Consider the following 20907-nt stretch of genomic DNA (forward strand, 5'->3'; position numbering starts at 1 on the left):
CGTTGGAGATCCGCCGATATAGGCCCGCGCCTCAGCCCGTCGATGCCGGGGCGGTGCCGTAGGCCTCCGCCATCTCGGCGATGGCCGCGAGCTTGGCGTGGAGCGCCGACCAGTCGTCGGAGGCCGCGATCGGCGCCCACAGGGCCTCGACCTCGTCGATCAGCATCGTGCAGGGTCGCTCGCGCGCGAAGTACGGATGGTCGAGCCGGGCGCCGGGGACGGGCGCGAACGGAACCAGGGCGGCGTGGACGCGGGCGAAGTCCTCGCCGGCATAATGCTCGGCGATCGGGCTGCGGGCCGCCCGCGTCTCGCTCGCCCGGCCGCCGTACCAGTCGAAGAACGCCTGCTCGAACGGCGCGCGGGTGCGGGTGAGGAAGGCCCAGAAGGCTCCGGCCAGGGCGTGCATCTCGCCCTCGTCGCCGGTCGGCGCGAGGCCGAGGCGGCGCAGGACCGCCTCGGCGAAGGCCGCCTGGAGGGCCGGACCGAAGCCGGCCAGCGCCTCCTCCAGCCGCTCCTTGGAGCAGAGCGGCAGCAGGCACTCGGCGAGGCGGGCGACGTTCCAGGCCAGGGCCTCGGGCTGGCGGCCGAAGGCGTAGAGGCCGTGCTCGTCGAAATAGGCCGCCGTGAAGGCGAGGTCGGCGACCGGCGCGAACCGCCACGGCCCGTAATCGAAGCTCTCGCCCGTGATGTTGATGTTGTCGGTGTTGAGCACCCCGTGGACGAAGCCCGCCGCCATCCAGTTCGCCCCGGTGCGGGCGACGCGGCGCCCGACCTCGGCCAGGAATCCGGCGGCGCGCGCGGCCTCGTCCTCGTGCCACAGGTCGGGCAGGTAGGTGCGGATCGCGTGGTCGAGCAGCCGGCGGATCTGGTCGGTCTCCTCGCGGTAGGCGAGGCGCTGGAAGCTGCCGATGCGGATGTGCGAGTGGCTGAGCCGCACCAGCACCGCGGCCCGGGTCGGCGACGGCTCGTCGTGGCGCTCGAGCTGCTCGCCGGTCTCGATCAGGCTGAACGACTTCGAGGTGTCGACGCCGAGCGCCTCCAGCATCGCGGTGGCCAGCACTTCGCGCACCCCGCCCTTGAGGGTCAGGCGGCCGTCGCCGCTGCGCGACCACGGCGTGCGGCCGCTGCCCTTGGTGCCGAGGTCGAGCAGGCGGCCGTCGCGCAGGTCGTGGAGTTGCGCGAACAGGAAGCCGCGGCCGTCGCCGAGATCGGGGTTGTAGTGCCGGAACTGGTGGCCGTGGTAGCGCAGGGCCAGCGGCTGCTCCAGGCTGCCGGGCAGCGGTGCGAACCGGCCGAAATGCGCGATCCAGGCGTCGTCGGAGAGCCCGCCGAGGCCGACCCGTTCGGCCCAGGGCTGGTTGCGGTGGCGCAGGACCGCCTGCGGGAAGCGGGCCGCCTCGACCGGATCGTAGAAGTCCGGCCCGAGTTCGGCATGGCGACGGGACGGGCGGAAGCTGTCAGCCGGCATCGGCACCTCGGACGGAACGCGTGTCACGGAATCGGGAACGCCCGGATCACCGGTCGGGGTCCGGCCGGCCGGGGCCGGGGAAGCCGAGCAGGGTGGCGAACTCGTCCGGTCCGGCCCGCTCCGGCACGAGGCGGTTCTCCGGGGCGGATGCGTCGGCGTAGCCGAGCGCCATGCCGCAGACCACGTGCTCGTCGGCGCCGATCGGCAGATGGCGGCGCAGCACTGCGTGGTAGGGCGCGAAGGCCGCCTGGGCGCAGGTATCGAGGCCGCGGGCGCGGGCCGCGAGCATCAGGGTCTGGAGGAAGCCGCCGTAATCGAGCCAGCTCCCCACCGCCAGCCGGCGGTCGATGGTGAAGATCAGCCCGACCGGCGCGTCGAAGAAGCGGAAGTTGCGGGCGTGCTGGGCCTGCATCCCGGCCTTGTCGTCGCGCCCGAGGCCGAGCAGGCCGTAGAGCCCGAGGCCGACGGCCCGGCGCCGGCCGCGATAGGGCTCGAAGAACGTGTCGGGATAATATGGCTGGGCCGCCTCGCCCTCCTCCCCGGCGAGGTAGGCGGCGACCACCGCTTCGCAGACCCGGTCGCGGACCGCCCCGGCGAGCGCGTAGGCCCGCCACGGCTGCATGTTGCTGCCGCTCGGCGCCTGGGCGGCGAGATCGAGGAGCGTCGTCACGGTCGCGGCCGGGACGGGATCGGGCCGGAACGCCCGCACCGCCCGCCGGCTCCGGATGGCGGCATCGACCGCCGCCGCTGTTTCATCGGGCATCACAGGCTCCTGCGCGATGGATTCCGAGTCGGAAAAAAGGTGGGATCACGGCGGAGATCCGCGCTGCCTCCGACAAATCAGTCTGTCAATCCGCTCCGGAACGTGAGAAAGTGGCGTCGTCGGCCCCATGTCAGGCAGATCCGCCTTGCGGTACGGTCTGAGTTGCGTCAGGACTGTGGCTGTCGTCTTGGTCACCGCAACCGGGAATGGAGACGCGTTGCCGCTTCGCCGTCACACAGACGGGCACGGCGGCGCGAAGGTTTGGTCGGCGGGTTACGTTTTTGCGAGCTTCTAATGGGACGTGGTCGTGATTTCAGGGAGCCGCGCCGTCGCGGCTTCGACGAGGGTGGTGGTGAGCCGCGGTGGCCGGACCAGGCCCCCCCGAGCGGCGGTGGCTACGGCGGCGGCGGTTACGGTGGTGGCGGCGGCGGTAGCTACGGCGGCGGAGGCGGCGGCTTCGGCGGTGGTGGCTTCGGCGGCGGCGGTGGCGGCGGTTTCGGCCGCGGCGGCCCGGCCCGTCCCAGCGTCGCCCCCTCCGGACCGGAGCGCGACGCGACGGTCAAGTGGTTCAACAAGGAGAAGGGCTTCGGCTTCGTCGAACTCGGCGACGGCTCGGGTGACGCCTTCCTCCACATCCGCGCGGTCGAGGCCGCCGGCCACGACGACCTGATGCCGGGCACCCGGCTGACGGTCCAGACCGCCCAGGGCCAGAAGGGCCCGCAGGTCACGAACATCACCAGCGTCGACACCAGCACGGCCGAGGCGCCCGCGCGCCGCGAGCCGCGCCCGCCGCGCGCCGGTGGCTTCGGCGACCGTGGCGGCTTCGGCGGCGGCGGCGGTGGCGGCTTCGGTGGCGGCGGACGCTCGGCGTCGGGCCCGTCCACCGAGATGACCGGCACCGTGAAGTGGTACGATCCCGCCAAGGGCTTCGGCTTCGTCTCGGTCAAGGACGGCGGCAAGGACGTGTTCATCCACCGTTCGGCCCTCGCCCGCGCCGGCCTCGATTCCCTCGCCGAGGGTCAGGCGGTCACCATGGCCGTCGTCGAAGGCCAGAAGGGCCGCGAGGCCCAGAGCATCAACGTCGACGAGTGATCGTCCCGTGCGGTTCGTCCCGCACTTGAATTACGTGGAGCGGTGGCCCCTGGCCGCCGCTCTTCTCATGTCCGGCCTGCTCGCAGGCCCGGCGGCGGCCGAGGACTTCACCGGCTTCTATGCCGGCGTCAACGCCGGCTGGGGCCGCGGCCCGGCGAAGGACGAGCCCCCGGCCTTCGGCACCTCCACCCCGCACGCGCCGTCCGCGCTGCCGCCGAGCGCGGCCCGGGCCGCCGGGGCGAATCCTGGGATGCGTGCGCCCCGCGACCGGCCGGCGCGCTGACCATTCCTCACCGGGCCGGCGCGACCCGCTCGGCCACGCCCTCCCACATCTTCAGCAGCCGCGGCGAGGCCCCCTCCCCCTTCGCCTCGACCGACACCGTCGCGGTCCGGCCGGCGATCAGCCGCACGCCGTCCGGCAGCGCGTCGAGGGCGATGCGGACCGGGACGCGCTGGGCGAGCCGCACCCACGAGAAGGTCGGGTTGACGTTGGCGAGCAGGCTCGACCCCGCACTGCGGTCGCGGTCCTCGATGCCGCCGGCGATGCTCTCGACCCGGCCCGACAGCGTGCCCGCCTCGCCCATCAGCCGCACCGTCACCGGATCGCCGACGCGGATGCGCGGCAGCTTGGTCTCCTCGAAATAGCCCTCGACCCGTAGGGTGTCGTCGTCGATGAGCGCCATCACGCCGCGCCCGACCGTCACGTAGGCCCCCGGCCGCAGGTCCATGTTGGTGATGCGGCCGTTGACCGACGCCTTGACCTCGGAACGGGCGAGGTTGAGCCGGGCGACGTCGCGGTCGGCGGTCGCCTGATCGTAGGCGGCCTGCGCCTCCAGGCTCGCCGCCCGTGCCGCCTCGACCCGCTGCTGCGAGACCGCGTTCTCGCTCAGCTTGGAGTAGCGCTCGTAATCGGCCGCCATCTGCTCGGCCGCCGCCTTCTTGCCGGCGACCGTCGCCTCGGCCTGCCGCAGAGCGAGGCTGAATCGCTCCGGGTCGATGCGGAACAGAACGTCGCCCCGGCGCACCGGCTGGTTGTCGCCGACCTTCACCTCGGTGACGAGGCCCGAGACGTCGGGCGCCACCGCCACCACGTCGGCGCGCACCCGCCCGTCCCGGGTCCAGGGGGCTTCGAGGTAGTAGTCCCACAGGCCGACGCCGACGACGAGGGCGGCGGCGACCATCGCCAGGGTGACGACGACGCGGATGAGGCTGGTGAGGAGCGAGGTCATGACACGAACCGGGGGGCGAGATGGACGACGAGGCCGAGCACGACGACGTAGAGCGCGAGGTCGAACAGCGGGCGGTGCCAGACGAGGCGGTAGAAGCCGGCCCGCGCGAGCACGACGCGCAGCGGGACGACGAGGACGAGGGCGGCGAGCGCCCAGGCGAGAAGCGCCGGGACGAAGACGCCGTAGAGGTCGATCTGGCCGGTCACGCGGCGAGTCCTCCGAGGGTGCCGGCCCCGGCCGGGCGATAGGCCGGCGCGTCCGGAAAAAGTCCGCGGCGCAGGCCGACCAGGGCGAGCAGCGTGCGCTCGGCCTCCGGGTGCCGCGGGACGCGGCCGGCGACGTCGAGGCTGTCGTCGAGGAGTGCGAGGATCGCCGGCGGGGCGTGGGGCGCGTCGGTGCGGAAATGCCCGGCGAGGGCGGCGAGCAGGCGCTCGACGCGGGTCCTGGCCTCCTCCGGCAGGGCGCGGCGGGCGCGGCGCAGCTCGACCACGTTGATGCCGGCCCGGACCTCGCCGAGGAGGCCGGCGGTCCAGGCCGCGTCCTCCGGCGGCAGTGCGGCGAGCCGCGGCGCGATCAGCCCGACCCTGTCGAGCATCAGCGCCGCGAGGCGCAGGCCGTCCTGGCCGCCGAGCCGGCTCGCCGCCTCGGCGAGGCTGCGTCGGTTGGTCCGGTGCAGGCGCCGGGCGCTCCAGGCGGCGCCGACCGAGCGCATCAGCCGGATCACCGCCGCGGCGGTCCACATGCCGATGACGATCGCCAGGGTCGAGTTGGCGAACGACTCGAAGTCGCCGCGATAGCCGTTCTGGAGCGCCAGCATGGTCGAGCCGTTCACCGCCGCCCCGAGGGCGAGGGGCGCGGTCCGCGGCCGGGTCATGAAGTAGCCGCACGGGATCAGGGCCGGCGCCAGCGCCAGCACCACCATCTCGAACGTCGTCGCCTGCGGCAGGATCGCGAACAGGTAGAGGCCGGACGCCGCCGCCCCGAGCAGGGCCGAGTTGGCGAAGCCGAGGATCTGCGGCGCCGGGTCGTCGAGGGCGGCGAACATGCAGCAGGTCACGGCGGCCATCATCGGCGCGGCCGAACCGTCGCTCCAGCCGGTCGCGATCCAGATCGCGCAGGTGAGCAGGATCGCCACCACCGTGCCGACGCTCGACAGCAGCGCCATGCCGTGATCGGCGTGGCGGATGCGGCGCGACTTGGCGGTGTAGCGGAAGCGCAGCGGCCCGCTCGGCGGCACCCCGGCCGTGAGATGGGCGCGCAGCACCCGGATGTCCTGGCTGAGATCGATGAAGTCGCGCAGCCGCCCGAGCAGGCTGGCGAGGACGAGGGCGTTCCAGTCCGGCCGCGGGCCGAGCCCCGCATCGAGCGCCTGCACCTCGCCGCGCAGCCGCTCGGCGGCGGCCGGATCGGTGGTGCCGGCGGCGAGCCACTCCGCCACCCGGTCCAGCAGGTCGCGGACCGGGCGCGGCAGCGCCCCTGCCGCCTCCAGCACCCCGACCCGGTCGGCGACGCCGCCGACGATCGGCAGCACCATCAGCATGTGCTGGCGCAGCACCGCCATCGCGGCGACCGGGCGCGCGTCGCCCGGGCGTTCGTAGCGCAGGGGCGTCGCCAGGGCGTCGAGGGCGACCGCGTCGGCGGCGAGCCGCAGCCGGGCGACCCGGCGCCCGTCGCGGCGGCCCCGGAACCGGCCGAGGCCCTCGGCGGCCCAGGCCCGGGCCTCGCGGCTCCAGCCGTCGAGCCGGGTGGCGATCACCGGCCGCACCGATTGCGGCAGGACGACCGTCGAGACGAGGCTGGCGCAGAGGATGCCCAGCGTGATCTCTTCCGCCCGCGACACCGCGGTGTCGAAGATCGCGCCGGGCTCCGAGACCGACGGGAAGCCGACCAGCGCCGCGGTGTAGCCTGCGAGCATCGGCAGGTAGCTGCCCGGGGTGCGGTCGAGGAGCGCGAAGTACAGGCAGGCGCCGACCCACAGGGCGATGGCGAGCGAGAGCAGCTCGGGCGCATCGACGAGGTTGGGCACCAGCACCACCGCCACCGCCGCCCCGACGAGCGTGCCGCCGACCCGGTAGACCGCCTTCGAGCGCGTCGCCCCGGCGAGCGCTTGGCTGGTGATGTAGACGGTGCCGACCGCCCAGTACGGCCGCGGCAGGTCGATCCACAGGGCGATCCCGAAGGCGAGCATCGCCGCCGCGAAGGTTTTGAGGGCGAAGGCCCAGTCGCGCCAGGCGGATCCCGTCATGACGCCGCTCCCTGGCCCGACGCACCTCGCTGCACCGCCTGGAGAACGCGCAGGCCCGCTTCGAGGTCGGCCCGGCTCACCCCGGCGAACACGCTCCGGCGCAATCGCACGAGTTCGCCCTCGATACGCGCCACCGCCGCGCGGCCCTCGGCGGTCAGGCTCAGCACCTTGGCGCGGCGGTCGGCGGGATCCTCGCGCCGCGTCACGAGGCCGGCGGCTTCGAGCTGGTCGAGCAGCCGCACGAGGCTCGGCCCCTCGATCCCCACCGCCTCGGCGACGGCGCTCTGCCGCGGCTCGCCGTCGAGCCGGCCGATCGTCACCAGCGGCAGCGCGGTGGCGTCCGACACGCCGTGGATCCGCATTCCGGCATCAGCGAGCCGCCGCCAGTGCCGGCCGGCCTGCAGCAGGGCCCCGGTATAGGCCTGTTCCAGGCGGGCCCTGTCCGTCGTCATCGCGTGCTCCCGTCGGCGTTGCGGGGCAGTCTAACCGATAGGATCCAAACAATGAGGCTGCGAAGATCTCGGACCGCCCCGGCACCGGGCGCAGGGCCGCGACGGAGAAAGGCGCGGACCGACCGGCCGCGCCTCTGGGTCGTCTCGGGATCTGGGGCCGGCGCGGGCGCCGGCCCGGCGCCGTCACGCGGCGGTGGGGACCTTCTGGACCAGGCCCTCGTAGGGCTTCACCAGGTCCTTGGCGAGGGCGGTGTAGAGCTCGGTCATCTTGGCCGACTGGGCGGCGAGACGCTCGAACGAGGTCTTGACGTATTCGGTCTGGATCTCGACGGCCTTGTCGAGCGAGCGCACGCCGGCGAGCTTCTCGAGGGTGGCGGTGCCGAGCTCGAACGACTGCTTGGCGAAATCGGCCGCCTCGACCGCGATCGCCTGGCTCGACTTCGACAGCGTGCCGAAGCTGCGCAGCATGGCGTCCATGCCTTCCTTGCCGACCTTCTGGGCGTTCTCGATCTGCTGGTTCATTCGACGATCCGGCGCGCGCGGCGCCGCCCCTCCTCGCGTGGCAGACAACGGGTCCGGAGCCGCCCACGCATCGCGTCTCCCGGTAACCCTGATATGTGCACTGCACAAAGGGCGTCAAGGGGCGTTTTGTGCGTCGCACAATGCAGACAATTGTTCCTATTAACCCGGGCGTAACCGAGCCTGCCTAGCCTGATTGACAGTGATGCCGCCGCGTCGGGCCCCCTGGCCGGACGCCAGCGGCGGCCCTGCGGCCGGCTCCGGAACGACCGCGTCGCAGGGCGGATCTCGCGAGTGGGATTGGTGCGTGATGGGTTGCGTTCGCGGCGTTTCTGGAGGTGCGATCCCGGCCGCGTTCGCGGTGGCCGTCCTGGCCACCGCCCTGGCCTCGACCCCGGCCGAGGCGCGCCGGCGGGCGCATGGCGGCGGGGGCGGCTATAACCCGCCCTACGCCGCGATGGTGGTGGACGTGAAGTCCGGCCGCGTGCTGCACGCGGTCAACGAGGACGCCCTGCGCCATCCGGCCTCGATCACCAAGGTGATGACGCTCTACCTGCTGTTCGAGCAGATCGAGCGCGGCAAGATGAGTCTCGACACGCCGCTGGAGATCTCGGCCAACGCCTCCCGGCAGGCGCCCTCGAAGCTCGGCCTGCGCCCAGGCTCGACCATCACCGCCGAGGAGGCGATCAAGGCGCTGGTGACCAAGTCGGCCAACGACGTCGCCTGCGCGATCGGCGAGAACATCGCCGGCTCCGAGGCCGCCTTCGCCGAGATGATGACCCGCAAGGCCCACGCCCTCGGCATGAGCCGCACGCACTACGCCAACGCCTCGGGCCTGCCGGATTCCGACCAGATCACCACCGCCCGCGACCTCACCATCCTGGCGCAGGCGATCCAGGACCGCTTCCCGCGCTACTACCGGTTCTTCCAGACCCGCTCCTTCGCCTTCCGCGGCCGGGTGATCGGCAACCACAACAACCTGCTCGGGCGGGTCGAGGGCGTCGACGGCATCAAGACCGGCTACACCCGCGATTCCGGCTTCAACCTGATGACCTCGGCCCGGACCGCCGACCGCCACATCGTCGCGATCGTGCTCGGCGGCAAGTCGGGGGCGAGCCGCGACGCGATCATGGCCAAGCTGGTCCAGAGCAACCTGCCGCGGGCCTATGCGGGCTCCCGCACGACCCCCGCCGTGGTCGAGGTGGCCGAGCGGGCCCGCCCCGCCGTGGTGGCCGAGCGGCCGGTGGCGACCCGCACGATGGTCGCCTCGGCCGACGACGACGACGCGGTCGCCACCACCGCCTCGACCGGACAGCCCCTCGAGCTGATGCCGTCGCGCCAATCCGCCTCGACCACCACCCCGGGCGCCGCCCGGTGGCGCAGCGGCCCGCAGGGCGGCGCGGTGCCCGGGGCGGCCCAGGCCTACGCGCCCGCCCAGGCGCCGGCCGCGTTCCCGGCCCCGCCCCCCGGCGCCAAGTACGCCTCGCGCCTGCCGGCCTCCGAGCCCGGCGAGATGCGCGCCCCCTCCCCCGCCCGGACCGAGGCGCCGGCCGCGAGCGTCAAGGCGGTCAGCGTGACGCCGTGGGTGATCCAGCTCGGCGCGATGGACGACGAGGCCAAGGCGAAGTCGATGCTCGCCGAGGCCCGCAGCCGCGGCGGCAGCTCCCTGTCGAAGGCGGCGCCGTTCACCGAGAAGGTTTCGCACGGCGGCACCACCCTGTACCGCGCCCGCTTCTCGGGCTTTGCCGAGTCCGAGAGCGCCCAGGAGGCCTGCCGGGCGCTCAAGCGCAGCGGCTTCACCTGCTTCGCCACCCGTAGCTGACCTGCGATCCCGCCGCGGCCCCGTTCGGGCCGCGTCCGCCGGCTTCCGCGAACCGGAACGCCGGCGGTCCGGTCACGCCCTCATCACCCCGTCGACACGCGCGTGGAGTATCAGCGATGTCGGTTGAGCAGACGGTCCTTGGCCGCGTTGACGCGCGCCGCGAGGTACCCCGACCCGCCCTGGTCCGGATGAAGCCGCTTCATGAGCGTCCGGTGAGCCCGTCGCACGTCGTCGACGGGCGCCCCGCGCTCAAGCCCCAGGACCTGATAGGCCTCCTCCTCCGTCATCGACCCTGGCTGCGGCGCGGCGCCCGCCCGCGGGTCCGGGTGGCCCTCAGCGTGTTCACGCCATCCGGGCATCCGGCGGTCCAGATACGCCTCTAGGAAGCGGGCGCCCTCCGGGTCGCCGGCGCGGCAGGTCGCCAGCAGCTCGGACAGGGCGGCGGGGGGCAGGTCGTCGAGGGCGCGCCCGGCGAGGCGGCCGGCCAGCACCGTGCCGCGCAGGGCACCCGAGCGCGGGTCGATCTCCATCTCGATCATCGCCGAGCGCAGCCGCGCCGCCCCCGCCGGCGGACCTCCGGGCAGCAGGGCGTCGAGGCCGAACGGCAGCGTCGGCCTGTGGGTGCCGAGCAGCCACGCCCCGACGAAGCCGAGCACCGTCGCCATGTCGAGGCGACCGCGCAGCAGCATCACCGCCGCCACCGCGAGGGCGAGCCAGCCGCCGGCGCGGCGCGCGTGCTTCACCAGCAGCGCCCGCGAGGGCGGCGCGTTCTGGCGGCCGAGCCACCACAAACCGACCAGGACCAGGGCGCCGAGACCGAGGGGAATCATTCAGGGGACCGCGGAAGGACCAGAACCGGGCCCCTTGTCGCCCGGGAGCCGCCGGCCGTCGAGGCGCCGGGCCGCGACCGTGGCGCGCAAGCCGCGCCGGATCCCGGGGGAGCGGGCCCGCGGGCCGGGCTCCCCGGGACCCGGATGCTCAGTGCCGCCGGATCGTCGTAGTGGTCAGGGCGTGGACCGAGAACAGCCCGTCCGGATCGGTCCACACCGCCCTGCCCTCCCAGCCGGCGCGGGCGGCAAGCGCCCGGAAGCCCGGGATCGTGTACTTGTAGCTGTTCTCGGTGTGGATGGTCTCGCCCTCGCGGAAGGCGAACGGGACGTTCGCCACCGTCACGACCTGATCGCGGCGGCTGACGAGGTGCATCTCGATCCGCGCCAGATTCTCGTTGAAGAAGGCGCGGTGGGCGAAGGCGTCGAGGTCGAAATCGGCCCCGATCTCGCGGTTGATCCGGCGCAGCAGGTTGAGGTTGAACGCCGCCGTCACCCCGGCCGCGTCGTCGTAGGCGGCGTCGAGCACCGCCTTGTCCTTCACGAGGTCGACGCCGACGACCAGGCTGGCGCCGGCCCCGAGGGTGCGGGCGAAGTGGCCGAGCAGGGTCGCGGCGGTCTCGGGCTCGAAATTGCCGATGGTCGAGCCTGGGAAGAAGCCCATCCGGGCCTCCGGCAGGTCGTCCGGCAGGGCGAAGGGCCGGGTGAAGTCGGCCGCCGCCGGCTCGATGCGCAGGTGCGGGAAGTCGCGGCCGAGATCCTCGGCCTCGCTGCGCAGGAACTCCTCCGAGACGTCGACCGGCACGTAGGCGCCGAGGCCGGGCAGGTGCGGCAGCAGGCGGCGGACCTTCTCAGTCGAGCCGCTGCCGAACTCCACCAGAGCGCCGCCGGGCGCCAGCAGCGCGGCGATCTCGGCGCCGTGCCGCTCCAGGATCGCGAACTCGGTCCGCGTCGGATAATATTCCGGCAGCCGCGTGATCTCCTCGAACAGCGCCGATCCGGCGCTGTCGTAGAAGTACTTGGCCGACAGAGTCTTGCGCGGCGCCGCGAGGCCCGCGAGCACGTCCTGGGCGAAGGCGGTCGCGGCGGGGCCCTGGGCCGGCGCGGGGGCGAGATGGGGCGTGGCAGCGTTCACGGCGGACTCCGGGGTCGGCGGCCGGGACAGCCCGCCGCCTTGCATAGGGTCAAGGCAGGACTGCCCGCGGATCAGGCGGACTGCACCTGAGATAGTCTGACGCCGGTGAACTGCCAGCGCTGGTGCGGGTAGAAGAAGTTGCGGTAGGTCGCCCGGCTGTGGCCGGCCGGCGTCGCCACCGACGAGCCGCGCAGCACGAACTGGCTGACCATGAACTTGCCGTTGTACTCGCCCAGCGCCCCGGGCAGCGGCCGGTAGCCCGGATAGGCGCCGTAGGCGCTGCGGGTCCATTGCCAGACGTGGCCGAAGGCGCCGTCGAGCCCGGCCTCGCGCTCGGCGGTCTCCCACTCGGCCTCGGTCGGCAGGTCGCGGCCGGCCCAGCGGGCATAGGCGTCGGCCTCGTAGTAGCTGACATGGGTGACCGGCAGGGTCGGGTCGACCGGCTGCATCCCGGCGAGCGTCATGCTCGACCACACCCCGTCGCGACGGCGCCAGTAGCCCGGGGCCTCCCAGCCCTCGGCCTGGGCGGCGACGAAGCCGTCGGAGAGCCACAGGTCGGCGCGGCCGTAGCCGCCATCCTGCATGAATTCGAGCCAGTCGCCGTTGGTGACGAGGGCGCGGTCGACCGAGACGCTGGGGATCAGCGCCTCGTGCCGGGGCGATTCGTTGTCGAAGCTGAAGCCGTCGCCCTCGTGACCGACCCGGCGGATGCCCCGCTCCAGCCGCACGCTGCCCTCGGCCGCCGCCGGGACCGGGAAGCGCCATGCCGGATCGTAGGCCGGCGCGAGCGGGTTCTGGGCGAAGGCGTGCAGGATGTCGGTGAGCATCAGTTCCTGGTGCTGCTGCTCGTGGTGCAGGCCGATCTCCACCACCGCGACGAGGTCCGGCAGCGCCGCCTCGGGGGCGGTCCCGATCAGCCGGCACACCGCCGCGTCGACATGGGCGCGGAACGCCGCCACCTCGTCGCAGGTCGGGCGGGTGACGAGGCCGCGGCTGATGCGCGGCGCCCGCGGGCCGGCCTGCACGTAGTAGGAATTGAACAGGTAGGCGAAGCGCTCGTCGAACGGCCGGTAGCCGGGGACGTGGGGCCCGAGCAGGAACTGCTCGAAGAACCACGTCGTGTGCGCCCGGTGCCACTTGGTCGGGCTCGCGTCGGCCATCGACTGGATCTGCTGGTCCTCGGGCGAGAGCGGCGCGGCGCGGCGCTCGGTCTCGTCGCGGACGTGCCGGAAGGCGGCGATCCACGCCTCGCGGTCGACGGGCCGGGCCGATACCGGGGGCGGCGGGAATGCCGGCGCGCGCGTCTGGGTCGTGACGGTCGCGGTCGCAGCCATGCCGTGTCTCCTTGTTGGCGGCGGACAAGCTGACCGCCTTATCTGTAGTGCGCGGAAGGATCGTCCACCCGCGACCGGACGCGGAGACGATCCTCCCCCCGCCTTTCCCCGCTGCGCTGCGTCAGGCGCGGCCTTTTTCCGGCCGCAGTGACCAAGCCTTAACGAAGCCGCCGGAGAGTTTCCGGCATTCCCCGGTACGGTTTCCGAGATCCATGGCGATGCGGTTCGATCTGATGGCGGGCACCCTCTCGGCGCTGCCGGGTCCGGTGCTGCGGGCGCCCGTCGTGCTGGTGTTCGATTCCGGGCTCGGCGGCCTGACGGTCCATGCCGAGCTGCGCCGCGCCCGGCCCGACGCCCGCGTGATCTACGCCGCCGACGACGCCGCCTTCCCGTACGGCGACCTGTCCGAGGAGGCGCTGGTTGCCCGGGTGGTCGCGGTGATGGAGCGGCTCGTCGCCGCCCACGCGCCCGACGTGGTGGTGATCGCCTGCAACACCGCGACGACCCTGGTGCTGCCGGCCCTGCGGGCGCGCTTCGCGCTGCCCTTCGTCGGCACGGTGCCGGCGATCAAGCCGGCCGCCGCCGCGACGCGCTCCGGCCGGATCAGCGTGCTCGCCACGCCCGGCACGGTGCGGCGCGACTACACCCGCGAGCTGATCGCCGCCTATGCCGGCACCTGCGCGGTGACGCTGGTCGGGGCGACGCGGCTCGCCGGCCTCGCCGAGGCCGAGCTCGCCGGCGCGCCGGTCCCGGACGACGACCTGTGGCGGGAGATCGCGCCGTGCTTCGTCGCGGACGGTGCGGATCGCACCGACGTGGTGGTGCTCGGCTGCACCCATTATCCGCTGCTGCTGCGCCGCTTCGAGCGCCTCGCGCCGTGGCCGGTGACCTGGATCGACCCGGCCCCGGCGGTGGCGCGGCGGATGGCGCAGCTCCTCGGCCCGGCGGCGCAGCCGCGCCACCTCGACGAGACGCCCGCCGCGGAGGCGGTGTTCACCGGCGAGCGACCGATCGGCGAGGCCCTGCGCGCCGCCCTGGCGGATCGCGGCCTCGGCCGCGTCACCACCGGCTTCATGCCGCTGCCGCGGCAGTAGCGTCCCGCCTGCCGTGCGACACTTCCCGAAGCCGGGGCGCTGGCTGCGGCGGCTCGCCCTGGGCGCGGTCCTGGCGGCTCTGCTGGTCTACGCGACCGTCGCGGGCGTGCTGTGGTCCGTGCAGCGCGACCTGATCTACCCGGGCTCGCGCGGCCTCGTGAAGGGATCGCGCGAGCGGCCGGCGGAGGTGGCGGAGATCCGGCTCGGGACGGCGGACGGCGAGACCCTGCGCGCCCTGTGGCGCCCGCCCGCCCCGGGCTGCGGCGTGGTCGTCAGCTTCCACGGCAACGCCTCGCAGCCGGAGAGGCCGGCGGCCCGCTTCGTGCGCGATCCGTGGCAACGCCACGGCTGGGGCCTGCTCGCGGTCGCCTACCGGGGCTATCCCGGCTCGACGGGGCGGCCGAGCGAGGCCGGGCTGATCGCCGACGGGCTCGCCGCGGTGGCGGAGGTCGAGCGGCGCGTCCCGGGCGCCCCGGTGCTGCTGCACGGCCACTCCCTCGGCACGGCGGTCGCGGTGGCGGTGGCGGCCGAGCGGCCGCATCTCGGCCTCTACCTTGAGGCCCCGTTCGCCTCGATGACAGCGATGGCGCGCCTGCGCTTCCCGGCGATTCCGGCCTTCCTGCTGCGCGATCCCTGGCGCTCCGACCTGCGCATCGCCGGTGTCGCCGGCCCGATCGTGATCGTGCACGGCGGCGCCGATCCGGTGGTTCCGCTCTCGCAAGGGGAGAGGTTGGCCCGGGCGGCTCCGAACGGAACGCGGTTCATCGTCGTCGAGGGCGACCACGTCAGTCTGCTCGGCCGGGAGGACGGCCCGGCCGAGGCGCTGTTTCGCGCCGCGATGCCGCCGGGCTGCAAGGCCGGCTGAGTTGGCCGGCTGACGAAGCCTTGACTTCCCGGGCGGTTGCCCGTAGCAGCACCGGGCTTGCGGGGTCCTTCGGGGCCCCGCGGCTTTTTCAGCGCACCCGCGGGCCGCCGGTCACGGCAGCCCTGTCGCCCCGGACGGGGAGCAGGAGGGCGCGTTCCTCACCACTGACATTCGAGGACACGCGATGTCGAAACGCGTTCAGGCGAAGCACAAGCTCGATCGCCGCATGGGCCAGAACATCTGGGGCCGCCCGAAGAGCCCCGTGAACCGCCGCGAGTACGGCCCGGGCCAGCACGGCCAGCGCCGCAAGGGCAAGATGTCCGACTTCGGCACGCAGCTGCGCGCCAAGCAGAAGCTCAAGGGCTACTACGCCAACATCACCGAGAAGCAGTTCCGCCGCTACTACGCCGAGGCGATCCGCCTGCGCGGCGATTCGGGCGAGAACCTGATCGGCCTGCTCGAGCGCCGTCTCGACGCGGTGGTCTACCGCTCGAAGTTCGTCGCGACCCCGTTCGCGGCGCGCCAGTTCGTCAACCACGGCCACATCAAGGTCAACGGGCAGCGGGTCAACATCCCGAGCTACCTCGTGAAGGCCGGCGACGTGATCGAGGTCAAGGAGGCGTCCCGCCAGCTCGAGGTCGTCGTCGTCGCCTCGCAGCTCGCCGAGCGCGACGTGCCGGACTACATCGAGGTCGACCACGGCAAGATGACCGCGCGCATGACCCGCGTGCCGGGCCTGTCCGAGGTGCCCTACCCGGTCCACATGGAGCCGAACCTCGTCATCGAGTTCTACTCGCGCTGACCGATCCCGGGCGCGGGCGGATTTCCTCCGCCCGCCTCGCCGAGAAGCCGCCCCCCGTGGGCGGCTTTTCGCGTTTGCGGGGGCCGACCACCGTGGACGATCCTGCACGTCCTCCGAGGGCCGTCCCCTGGGCGGCCCCGCGTGTTTTGCAAGCCCCGCCCCGCTGCTCCGGGCCGCAGCCCTCCCCCGACTGGCGAACGCCCCCCCGGGCCTATAGATTAGGCTCGGCACCGGCGCGCGGCGTGCTACGCTGCCGGTTCGCGGCAGCGAGGGACCCGGTCGAGGGGGGCCCGCGTTCCCGATTGCGCCCAGGGTGAGGTCGAAACGATTCAGATGGCTCAGGACCCGAGGCAGGTCACCGATCCGAAAGGCCCCGTCGGCGCGACGCCCCGCGCACCGGGCGGTGACAACGGCAACGAGGGCGGGGACGGGCGCTCCGGCACGGCGGTCATCACCCGCACGAAGCCGCGCACCAAGCGGCCGAACCTCTACCGCGTACTGCTGCTCAACGACGACTACACCCCGATGGAGTTCGTGGTCCACGTCGTCGAGCGCTTCTTCAACAAGTCGCGCGAGGACGCGACCCGGATCATGATGCACGTCCACCAGAACGGCGTCGGGGAGTGCGGCATCTTCACCTACGAGGTGGCGGAGACCAAGGTGACGCAGGTCATGGACTTTGCCCGGAAACACCAACATCCTCTCCAGTGCGTCATGGAAAAGAAATAGGCATCAGCCAAGACAGGCACCAGCAAAGAGGCCCGCTTTGCCCAGCTTCTCCCGCAGCCTTGAACAAGCCCTTCACCGCGCTCTGGCGCTGGCCGGCGAGCGCCGCCACGAATACGCCACGCTGGAGCATCTTCTGCTCGCCCTGGTCGACGACCAGGACGCGGCGGCGGTGATGCGGGCCTGCAACGTCGATGTCGATCTGCTGAAGCGGAACCTCGTCGAATACATCGACACCGAGCTGTCGAATCTCACCGGCGACGGGCGGCAGGACGCCAAGCCCACCGCCGGCTTCCAGCGCGTGATCCAGCGCGCGGTGATCCACGTCCAGTCCTCCGGACGGGAGGAGGTGACCGGGGCCAACGTGCTGGTGGCGATCTTCGCCGAGCGCGAGAGCCACGCCGCCTACTTCCTGCAGGAGCAGGACATGACCCGCTACGACGCGGTCAACTACATCAGCCACGGCATCGCCAAGCGGCCGGGCCTGTCCGAGGCCAAGCCCGTGCGGGGCTCCGAGGAGGAGAGCGCCGCCGAGCGCCCGAGCGGCCCTGAGGAGGAGCGCGCCGGCCAGAAGAAGAAGGGCGACGCGCTCGACGCCTACTGCGTCAACCTCAACAAGAAGGCCCGCGACGGCCGGATTGATCCGCTGATCGGCCGCCACGCCGAGGTCGAGCGCACGATCCAGGTCCTGTGCCGGCGGCAGAAGAACAACCCGCTCCTCGTCGGCGATCCCGGCGTCGGCAAGACCGCGATCGCGGAAGGGCTGGCGCGCAAGATCATCCAGCACGAGGTGCCGGAGGTGCTGGCCGACGCCACCGTGTTCTCCCTCGACATGGGCACGCTGCTCGCCGGCACCCGCTACCGCGGCGACTTCGAGGAGCGCCTCAAGCAGGTGATGAAGGAGATCGAGGCGCACCCGAACGCCATCATGTTCATCGACGAGATCCACACGGTGATCGGCGCCGGTGCGACCTCGGGCGGCGCGATGGACGCCTCGAACCTGCTGAAGCCCGCGCTGGCCTCGGGCGCGCTGCGCTGCATCGGCTCGACCACCTACAAGGAGTACCGCCAGTACTTCGAGAAGGACCGCGCGCTCGTCCGCCGGTTCCAGAAGATCGACGTCAACGAGCCGTCGATCCCCGACGCGATCGAGATCGTGAAGGGCCTGCGCCCGTACTTCGAGGAGTTCCACAAGCTCAAGTACACGACCGAGGCGGTGAAGGCGGCGGTCGAGCTGTCGGCGCGCTACATCAACGACCGCAAGCTGCCGGACAAGGCGATCGACGTGATCGACGAGACCGGCGCCTCGCAGATGCTGGTGCCCGAGGGCCGGCGCAAGCGGACCATCGGCGTCAAGGAGATCGAGACCACGATCGCCTCGATGGCGCGCATCCCGCCCAAGACCGTGTCGAAGGACGACGCGGTGGTGCTCTCGCACCTCACCGACAACCTCAAGCGCGTCGTCTACGGCCAGGACAGCGCGATCGAGGCGCTCACCGCCTCGATCAAGCTCGCCCGCGCCGGCCTGCGCGACCCCGACAAGCCGATCGGCGCCTACCTGTTCGCCGGCCCGACCGGCGTCGGCAAGACCGAGGCCGCCAAGCAGCTCGCCGCCAGCCTCGGCGTCGAGATGCTGCGCTTCGACATGTCGGAATACATGGAGCGCCACACCGTCTCGCGGCTGATCGGCGCGCCTCCGGGCTATGTCGGCTTCGACCAGGGCGGCCTGCTCACCGACGGCATCGACCAGCACCCGCACTGCGTGCTGCTGCTCGACGAGATCGAGAAGGCCCACCCGGACCTGTTCAACATCCTGTTGCAGGTGATGGATCACGGCAAGCTCACCGACCACAACGGCAAGCAGGTCGATTTCCGCAACGTCATCATCATCATGACGTCGAATGCGGGCGCGGCCGATCTCGCCAAGGCGGCGTTCGGCTTCACCCAGAACAAGCGCACCGGCGACGACCACGAGGCGATCAACCGCCTGTTCGCCCCGGAATTCCGCAACCGCCTCGACGCGATCGTGTCGTTCAGCCACCTGCCGAAGTCGGTGGTGTCGAAGGTCGTCGACAAGTTCGTGCTCCAGCTCGAAGCGCAGCTCGCCGACCGCAACGTCACGATCGAGCTGTCCGACGAGGCCCGCGACTGGCTGGTGGAGAACGGCTACGACGAGACCATGGGCGCCCGCCCGATGGCCCGTCTGATCCAGTCCACCATCAAGACGCCGCTCGCCGACGACGTGCTGTTCGGCCGGCTCAAGGACGGCGGCGCGGTCCGGGTGGTGGTCAGGCACCAGGAGGGCGAGAAGCCGAAGCTCGGCTTCGAGTATCCGGCCGGCCCGGTGACCCCGAAGCCGGAGAAGGACGTCACCAACGCGGCCAAGAAGAAGCGGTCGCGCCCGAAGGCGGCGCCCAAGAAGCCGAACAAGGGCAATGGCGACGGCGGCGGCGGCGTCCGCACCGTCCCGAAGGTGCCGCTGGTGCGGGCCTGACGCATCGCCCTGCACGGGGTCGCGCCGGGCAGCGGTCTCGGCTATGACCGCAACGAAGCGATGGAGGTTCCCGGCGGCCCGCCGCCGGGACCGGACGAGACAGTGACGAGACCACCATGAACGGCGACCTCAACGAGGGGCCCCTCGCCCCGGCCTCGACGGTCGCGCCGCCGCCCAAGCTGACCGGCCGGGAGAAGCGGCGCCTGCGCCGCCGGCGCCGGATCATCGGCGAGGAGATCCTGGCCTGGCTGCTGGTGCCGCTGATCGTGCTCGCGGGCTACTGGGCGGTGACGGCGGGACTATCGGCGATGGGCACCAGCCCGAGCGCGGTGCTCGACCAGCTCAACCAGATCAAGCTCGCGCTGGAGAAGAAGCGCGGCACGTGAGGCGCTGCCCTCAGCGCAGGGCGGCCAGCACCGGATCGCGCAGGGCCTCGGGCAAAGCCACCAGCTCGCCGTGGATCGGCTCGCGCTGGTTGTAGGCCGGTACGCGGCCGTCGAGGCCGACCATCGTGCCGCCGGCCTCGCGCAGGATCAGGTCGGCGCCGGCGAGGTCCCAGTCGCGCGCGTCCGACGAGATCAGCCCGACATCCACCGCTCCCTCGGCCACCCGTGCCAGCCGCAGCGCCAGGGAGGGAATCCGCGGCAGCCGGACCAGCGCGGCGCCGCCGAGGCGCCGCTCCATGTGGTCGGCCATCGGCTTGGGGCCGGCGACCCGCGCCCCGGCGAGGTCGGCACGCGGGCTGACCCGAATCGCCTCGCCGTCGCGGCGGGCACCCTGCCCGGCCACCGCCTCGTAGGTGATGCCCGGCACCGGCGCCGCGACCATGCCGAGCACCGGCTCGCCGTGGCGCAGCAGCGCCACCGCGATCGACCAGTCCGGATCCCCGTTGAGGAAGGCCCGGGTGCCGTCGATCGGATCGACGATCCACACCATGTCGTGCCGGAGGCGGACCGGATCGTCCCGGGTCTCCTCCGACAGCCAGGCCGCCTGCGGCGCGATCTCGCTGAGCCGGATCTTCAGGAAGGCGTCGACCGTGACGTCGGCCTCGGTGACCGGCGAGCCGCCGGCCTTGTTCCAGACCCGGGCGCTGGTGCGGGCGCCGTCGCGGAAGAACGGCAGCGCGAGGCGGCCCGCCTGCTCGACGGCGGCCCGGACCTGGACGAGGAGCGCGGGCAGGTCGTCTGGGGAAGGCATGGATGGCCGATCTCGAAGGTTGAGAAGCGCGACGTCGGGCCGGTGGCGTGTCCTGGCCGGGCGCGGCCTCCGTTGTAGGCGCGGGCGTCCCGGGCCACAAGGACGCGCCGCCGCGGCATCGGCGCTGGTGGCGGGCTCGCTTCACGGTTGCGGCAAGGTCATTCGACGACCGCGACAAGGATCTGTTGAGCATCGGAAGCGGCAACCTCCGCTTAACTCTGCCTCTTAAGGCGTTCTGAGGCGACACTGCCCCAGTCTCAACTCTAACAAGCGGACGACCCGCCAGAGGTCGCCGCCCCACGGGACAGGGCGTCGAGCACCATGGTCATGAGAATCCCCTCTCCGGACTGGCAGGCCGCACCACACAGGGTCGAAGGCGAGTTTCCCAACACCCATCGCGGCCCGATCCATGCCGAGCCGACGCCGCTTCCGGTCGTCGGCGCCCTGCCGGGAGCCGCCGCCGCCGGCGGCGTCGCCCTGTGCTTCGACGCCGAGGCCAGCGACGCCTGCGACGAGGACCGGTTCGCGATCGTCGTGGTCGACGCGGCCGGCGACCCGCTGATGCGGCTCGGTACCTACGACGACGGGGTGGTCGTCGCGGTGTGGCGCCGATTCGCCGCCGAATCGGGGCTGCCGATGCTCGTGATCCAGGAAGACGGCGTCGTCACGCCGATGGGCGACCAGCTCGGCCGGGTGAAGCTCGGCGCGACCCGGCTGCGGCGCCGCAGCGGCCTGCTCGGCGGGCGCCGGCCGCGCTTCCTCGTGCGCCGCAAGACCGGCAGCCTGCCGCTGCGGCCGATGGTCCACCGCAACGAGGACGCCCTGACCGACGGCGAGGTCTAA

General features: G+C 72.6%; 21 protein-coding genes. 10 read left to right on the forward strand and 11 right to left on the reverse strand.

Going from position 1 to position 20907, the window contains the following annotated elements:
* Positions 1–31: 31 nt before the first annotated feature.
* Together EOE48_RS07140 and EOE48_RS07145 are read right to left on the reverse strand one after the other, a co-directional pair.
* Entirely contained in the window at positions 32–1468 is a 1437-nt protein-coding gene (locus tag EOE48_RS07140) for a protein adenylyltransferase SelO (RefSeq protein ID WP_127728104.1), read from the reverse strand.
* A 46-nt stretch (positions 1469–1514) separates the two neighbouring features.
* Positions 1515–2231: a nitroreductase gene (locus EOE48_RS07145; RefSeq protein ID WP_127728105.1), complete on the reverse strand. Its 717-nt coding sequence runs from the start codon at positions 2229–2231 to the stop codon at positions 1515–1517.
* A gap of 294 nt (positions 2232–2525) precedes the next feature.
* Here EOE48_RS07145 and EOE48_RS30180 point away from each other — a divergent pair, with 294 nt between their 5' ends.
* Both EOE48_RS30180 and EOE48_RS07155 read left to right on the forward strand, forming a co-directional pair.
* Complete coding sequence (locus tag EOE48_RS30180; protein ID WP_127728106.1) at positions 2526–3323, forward strand: cold-shock protein; 798 nt, start codon at positions 2526–2528, stop codon at positions 3321–3323.
* A gap of 67 nt (positions 3324–3390) precedes the next feature.
* The gene (locus EOE48_RS07155; RefSeq protein WP_127728107.1) at positions 3391–3606 is read left to right on the forward strand and encodes a hypothetical protein; all 216 of its coding nucleotides are present in this window, start codon (positions 3391–3393) and stop codon (positions 3604–3606) included.
* A 7-nt stretch (positions 3607–3613) separates the two neighbouring features.
* Here the strand turns inward: EOE48_RS07155 and EOE48_RS07160 are convergent, their stop codons facing one another.
* The 5 genes from EOE48_RS07160 to EOE48_RS07180 form a co-directional block, all read right to left on the reverse strand.
* Positions 3614–4552, reverse strand: a complete 939-nt coding sequence (locus EOE48_RS07160; RefSeq protein ID WP_127728108.1) for an efflux RND transporter periplasmic adaptor subunit — start codon at positions 4550–4552, stop codon at positions 3614–3616.
* The gene (locus tag EOE48_RS07165; RefSeq protein WP_127728109.1) at positions 4549–4758 is read right to left on the reverse strand and encodes a DUF1656 domain-containing protein; all 210 of its coding nucleotides are present in this window, start codon (positions 4756–4758) and stop codon (positions 4549–4551) included. The genes EOE48_RS07160 and EOE48_RS07165 overlap by 4 nt, the downstream gene beginning before the upstream one ends.
* Complete coding sequence (locus EOE48_RS07170) at positions 4755–6797, reverse strand: FUSC family protein (RefSeq protein WP_127728110.1); 2043 nt, start codon at positions 6795–6797, stop codon at positions 4755–4757. Before EOE48_RS07170 ends, EOE48_RS07165 begins: the two co-directional genes overlap by 4 nt.
* Positions 6794–7249: a MarR family winged helix-turn-helix transcriptional regulator gene (locus EOE48_RS07175; protein ID WP_127728111.1), complete on the reverse strand. Its 456-nt coding sequence runs from the start codon at positions 7247–7249 to the stop codon at positions 6794–6796. Before EOE48_RS07175 ends, EOE48_RS07170 begins: the two co-directional genes overlap by 4 nt.
* Before the next feature lie 183 nt (positions 7250–7432).
* Positions 7433–7771 carry a phasin family protein gene (locus EOE48_RS07180; protein WP_127728112.1) on the reverse strand — a complete coding sequence of 113 codons (339 nt, stop codon included), beginning with the start codon at positions 7769–7771 and terminating at the stop codon, positions 7433–7435.
* Between the two features lie 307 nt (positions 7772–8078).
* Here EOE48_RS07180 and EOE48_RS07185 point away from each other — a divergent pair, with 307 nt between their 5' ends.
* On the forward strand, positions 8079–9590 hold the full coding sequence (locus EOE48_RS07185) for a D-alanyl-D-alanine carboxypeptidase (protein ID WP_127728113.1): 1512 nt from the start codon (positions 8079–8081) through the stop codon (positions 9588–9590).
* 110 nt (positions 9591–9700) lie between these two features.
* On the opposite strand, the gene EOE48_RS07190 is transcribed toward EOE48_RS07185, so the two are convergent.
* From EOE48_RS07190 to egtB, 3 genes are all read right to left on the reverse strand, one after another.
* The gene (locus EOE48_RS07190; protein ID WP_187371336.1) at positions 9701–10420 is read right to left on the reverse strand and encodes a J domain-containing protein; all 720 of its coding nucleotides are present in this window, start codon (positions 10418–10420) and stop codon (positions 9701–9703) included.
* A 148-nt stretch (positions 10421–10568) separates the two neighbouring features.
* A complete protein-coding gene (gene egtD / locus EOE48_RS07195) occupies positions 10569–11552 on the reverse strand; it encodes an L-histidine N(alpha)-methyltransferase (protein ID WP_246154017.1) in 984 nt (327 codons plus the stop codon).
* A gap of 71 nt (positions 11553–11623) precedes the next feature.
* Entirely contained in the window at positions 11624–12886 is a 1263-nt protein-coding gene (egtB, locus tag EOE48_RS07200; RefSeq protein WP_127728115.1) for an ergothioneine biosynthesis protein EgtB, read from the reverse strand.
* A gap of 218 nt (positions 12887–13104) precedes the next feature.
* Here egtB and murI point away from each other — a divergent pair, with 218 nt between their 5' ends.
* From murI to EOE48_RS07230, 6 genes are all read left to right on the forward strand, one after another.
* On the forward strand, positions 13105–13980 hold the full coding sequence (gene murI / locus EOE48_RS07205) for a glutamate racemase (RefSeq protein ID WP_127728116.1): 876 nt from the start codon (positions 13105–13107) through the stop codon (positions 13978–13980).
* Positions 13981–13993: 13 nt separating this feature from the next.
* Positions 13994–14845 (forward strand): alpha/beta hydrolase, encoded by an 852-nt coding sequence (locus tag EOE48_RS07210; RefSeq protein WP_246154019.1) that lies wholly within the window; start codon positions 13994–13996, stop codon positions 14843–14845.
* Between the two features lie 184 nt (positions 14846–15029).
* Positions 15030–15647 carry a 30S ribosomal protein S4 gene (gene rpsD, locus EOE48_RS07215; protein WP_127728117.1) on the forward strand — a complete coding sequence of 206 codons (618 nt, stop codon included), beginning with the start codon at positions 15030–15032 and terminating at the stop codon, positions 15645–15647.
* 333 nt (positions 15648–15980) lie between these two features.
* On the forward strand, positions 15981–16376 hold the full coding sequence (gene clpS / locus EOE48_RS07220) for an ATP-dependent Clp protease adapter ClpS (RefSeq protein ID WP_127728118.1): 396 nt from the start codon (positions 15981–15983) through the stop codon (positions 16374–16376).
* 37 nt (positions 16377–16413) lie between these two features.
* The gene (gene clpA / locus EOE48_RS07225; RefSeq protein WP_127728119.1) at positions 16414–18867 is read left to right on the forward strand and encodes an ATP-dependent Clp protease ATP-binding subunit ClpA; all 2454 of its coding nucleotides are present in this window, start codon (positions 16414–16416) and stop codon (positions 18865–18867) included.
* Between the two features lie 116 nt (positions 18868–18983).
* Complete coding sequence (locus EOE48_RS07230) at positions 18984–19253, forward strand: hypothetical protein (RefSeq protein WP_127728120.1); 270 nt, start codon at positions 18984–18986, stop codon at positions 19251–19253.
* 10 nt (positions 19254–19263) lie between these two features.
* On the opposite strand, the gene EOE48_RS07235 is transcribed toward EOE48_RS07230, so the two are convergent.
* Positions 19264–20064, reverse strand: a complete 801-nt coding sequence (locus tag EOE48_RS07235) for a 3'(2'),5'-bisphosphate nucleotidase CysQ (RefSeq protein WP_127728121.1) — start codon at positions 20062–20064, stop codon at positions 19264–19266.
* Between the two features lie 327 nt (positions 20065–20391).
* Here EOE48_RS07235 and EOE48_RS07240 point away from each other — a divergent pair, with 327 nt between their 5' ends.
* Positions 20392–20907, forward strand: coding sequence for a DUF6101 family protein (locus tag EOE48_RS07240; protein ID WP_246154020.1), 516 nt, complete (start codon positions 20392–20394; stop codon positions 20905–20907).

Origin of the sequence: Methylobacterium oryzihabitans, assembly GCF_004004555.2 — a bacterium.
In the GTDB taxonomy this organism is placed as follows: Bacteria; Pseudomonadota; Alphaproteobacteria; order Rhizobiales; family Beijerinckiaceae; genus Methylobacterium; species Methylobacterium oryzihabitans.

What these genes read in the sequence shown, in the direction of transcription:
- EOE48_RS07140 (WP_127728104.1), bottom strand. Translation starts at nt 1,468, where the DNA reads ATGCCGGCTGACAGCTTCCGCCCGTCCCGTCGCCATGCCGAACTCGGG.
- EOE48_RS07145 (WP_127728105.1), bottom strand. Translation starts at nt 2,231, where the DNA reads ATGCCCGATGAAACAGCGGCGGCGGTCGATGCCGCCATCCGGAGCCGG.
- EOE48_RS30180 (WP_127728106.1), top strand. Translation starts at nt 2,526, where the DNA reads ATGGGACGTGGTCGTGATTTCAGGGAGCCGCGCCGTCGCGGCTTCGAC.
- EOE48_RS07155 (WP_127728107.1), top strand. Translation starts at nt 3,391, where the DNA reads ATGTCCGGCCTGCTCGCAGGCCCGGCGGCGGCCGAGGACTTCACCGGC.
- EOE48_RS07160 (WP_127728108.1), bottom strand. Translation starts at nt 4,552, where the DNA reads ATGACCTCGCTCCTCACCAGCCTCATCCGCGTCGTCGTCACCCTGGCG.
- EOE48_RS07170 (WP_127728110.1), bottom strand. Translation starts at nt 6,797, where the DNA reads ATGACGGGATCCGCCTGGCGCGACTGGGCCTTCGCCCTCAAAACCTTC.
- EOE48_RS07175 (WP_127728111.1), bottom strand. Translation starts at nt 7,249, where the DNA reads ATGACGACGGACAGGGCCCGCCTGGAACAGGCCTATACCGGGGCCCTG.
- EOE48_RS07180 (WP_127728112.1), bottom strand. Translation starts at nt 7,771, where the DNA reads ATGAACCAGCAGATCGAGAACGCCCAGAAGGTCGGCAAGGAAGGCATG.
- EOE48_RS07185 (WP_127728113.1), top strand. Translation starts at nt 8,079, where the DNA reads ATGGGTTGCGTTCGCGGCGTTTCTGGAGGTGCGATCCCGGCCGCGTTC.
- EOE48_RS07190 (WP_187371336.1), bottom strand. Translation starts at nt 10,420, where the DNA reads ATGATTCCCCTCGGTCTCGGCGCCCTGGTCCTGGTCGGTTTGTGGTGG.
- egtB (WP_127728115.1), bottom strand. Translation starts at nt 12,886, where the DNA reads ATGGCTGCGACCGCGACCGTCACGACCCAGACGCGCGCGCCGGCATTC.
- murI (WP_127728116.1), top strand. Translation starts at nt 13,105, where the DNA reads ATGCGGTTCGATCTGATGGCGGGCACCCTCTCGGCGCTGCCGGGTCCG.
- rpsD (WP_127728117.1), top strand. Translation starts at nt 15,030, where the DNA reads ATGTCGAAACGCGTTCAGGCGAAGCACAAGCTCGATCGCCGCATGGGC.
- clpS (WP_127728118.1), top strand. Translation starts at nt 15,981, where the DNA reads ATGGCTCAGGACCCGAGGCAGGTCACCGATCCGAAAGGCCCCGTCGGC.
- EOE48_RS07230 (WP_127728120.1), top strand. Translation starts at nt 18,984, where the DNA reads ATGAACGGCGACCTCAACGAGGGGCCCCTCGCCCCGGCCTCGACGGTC.
- EOE48_RS07235 (WP_127728121.1), bottom strand. Translation starts at nt 20,064, where the DNA reads ATGCCTTCCCCAGACGACCTGCCCGCGCTCCTCGTCCAGGTCCGGGCC.
- EOE48_RS07240 (WP_246154020.1), top strand. Translation starts at nt 20,392, where the DNA reads ATGAGAATCCCCTCTCCGGACTGGCAGGCCGCACCACACAGGGTCGAA.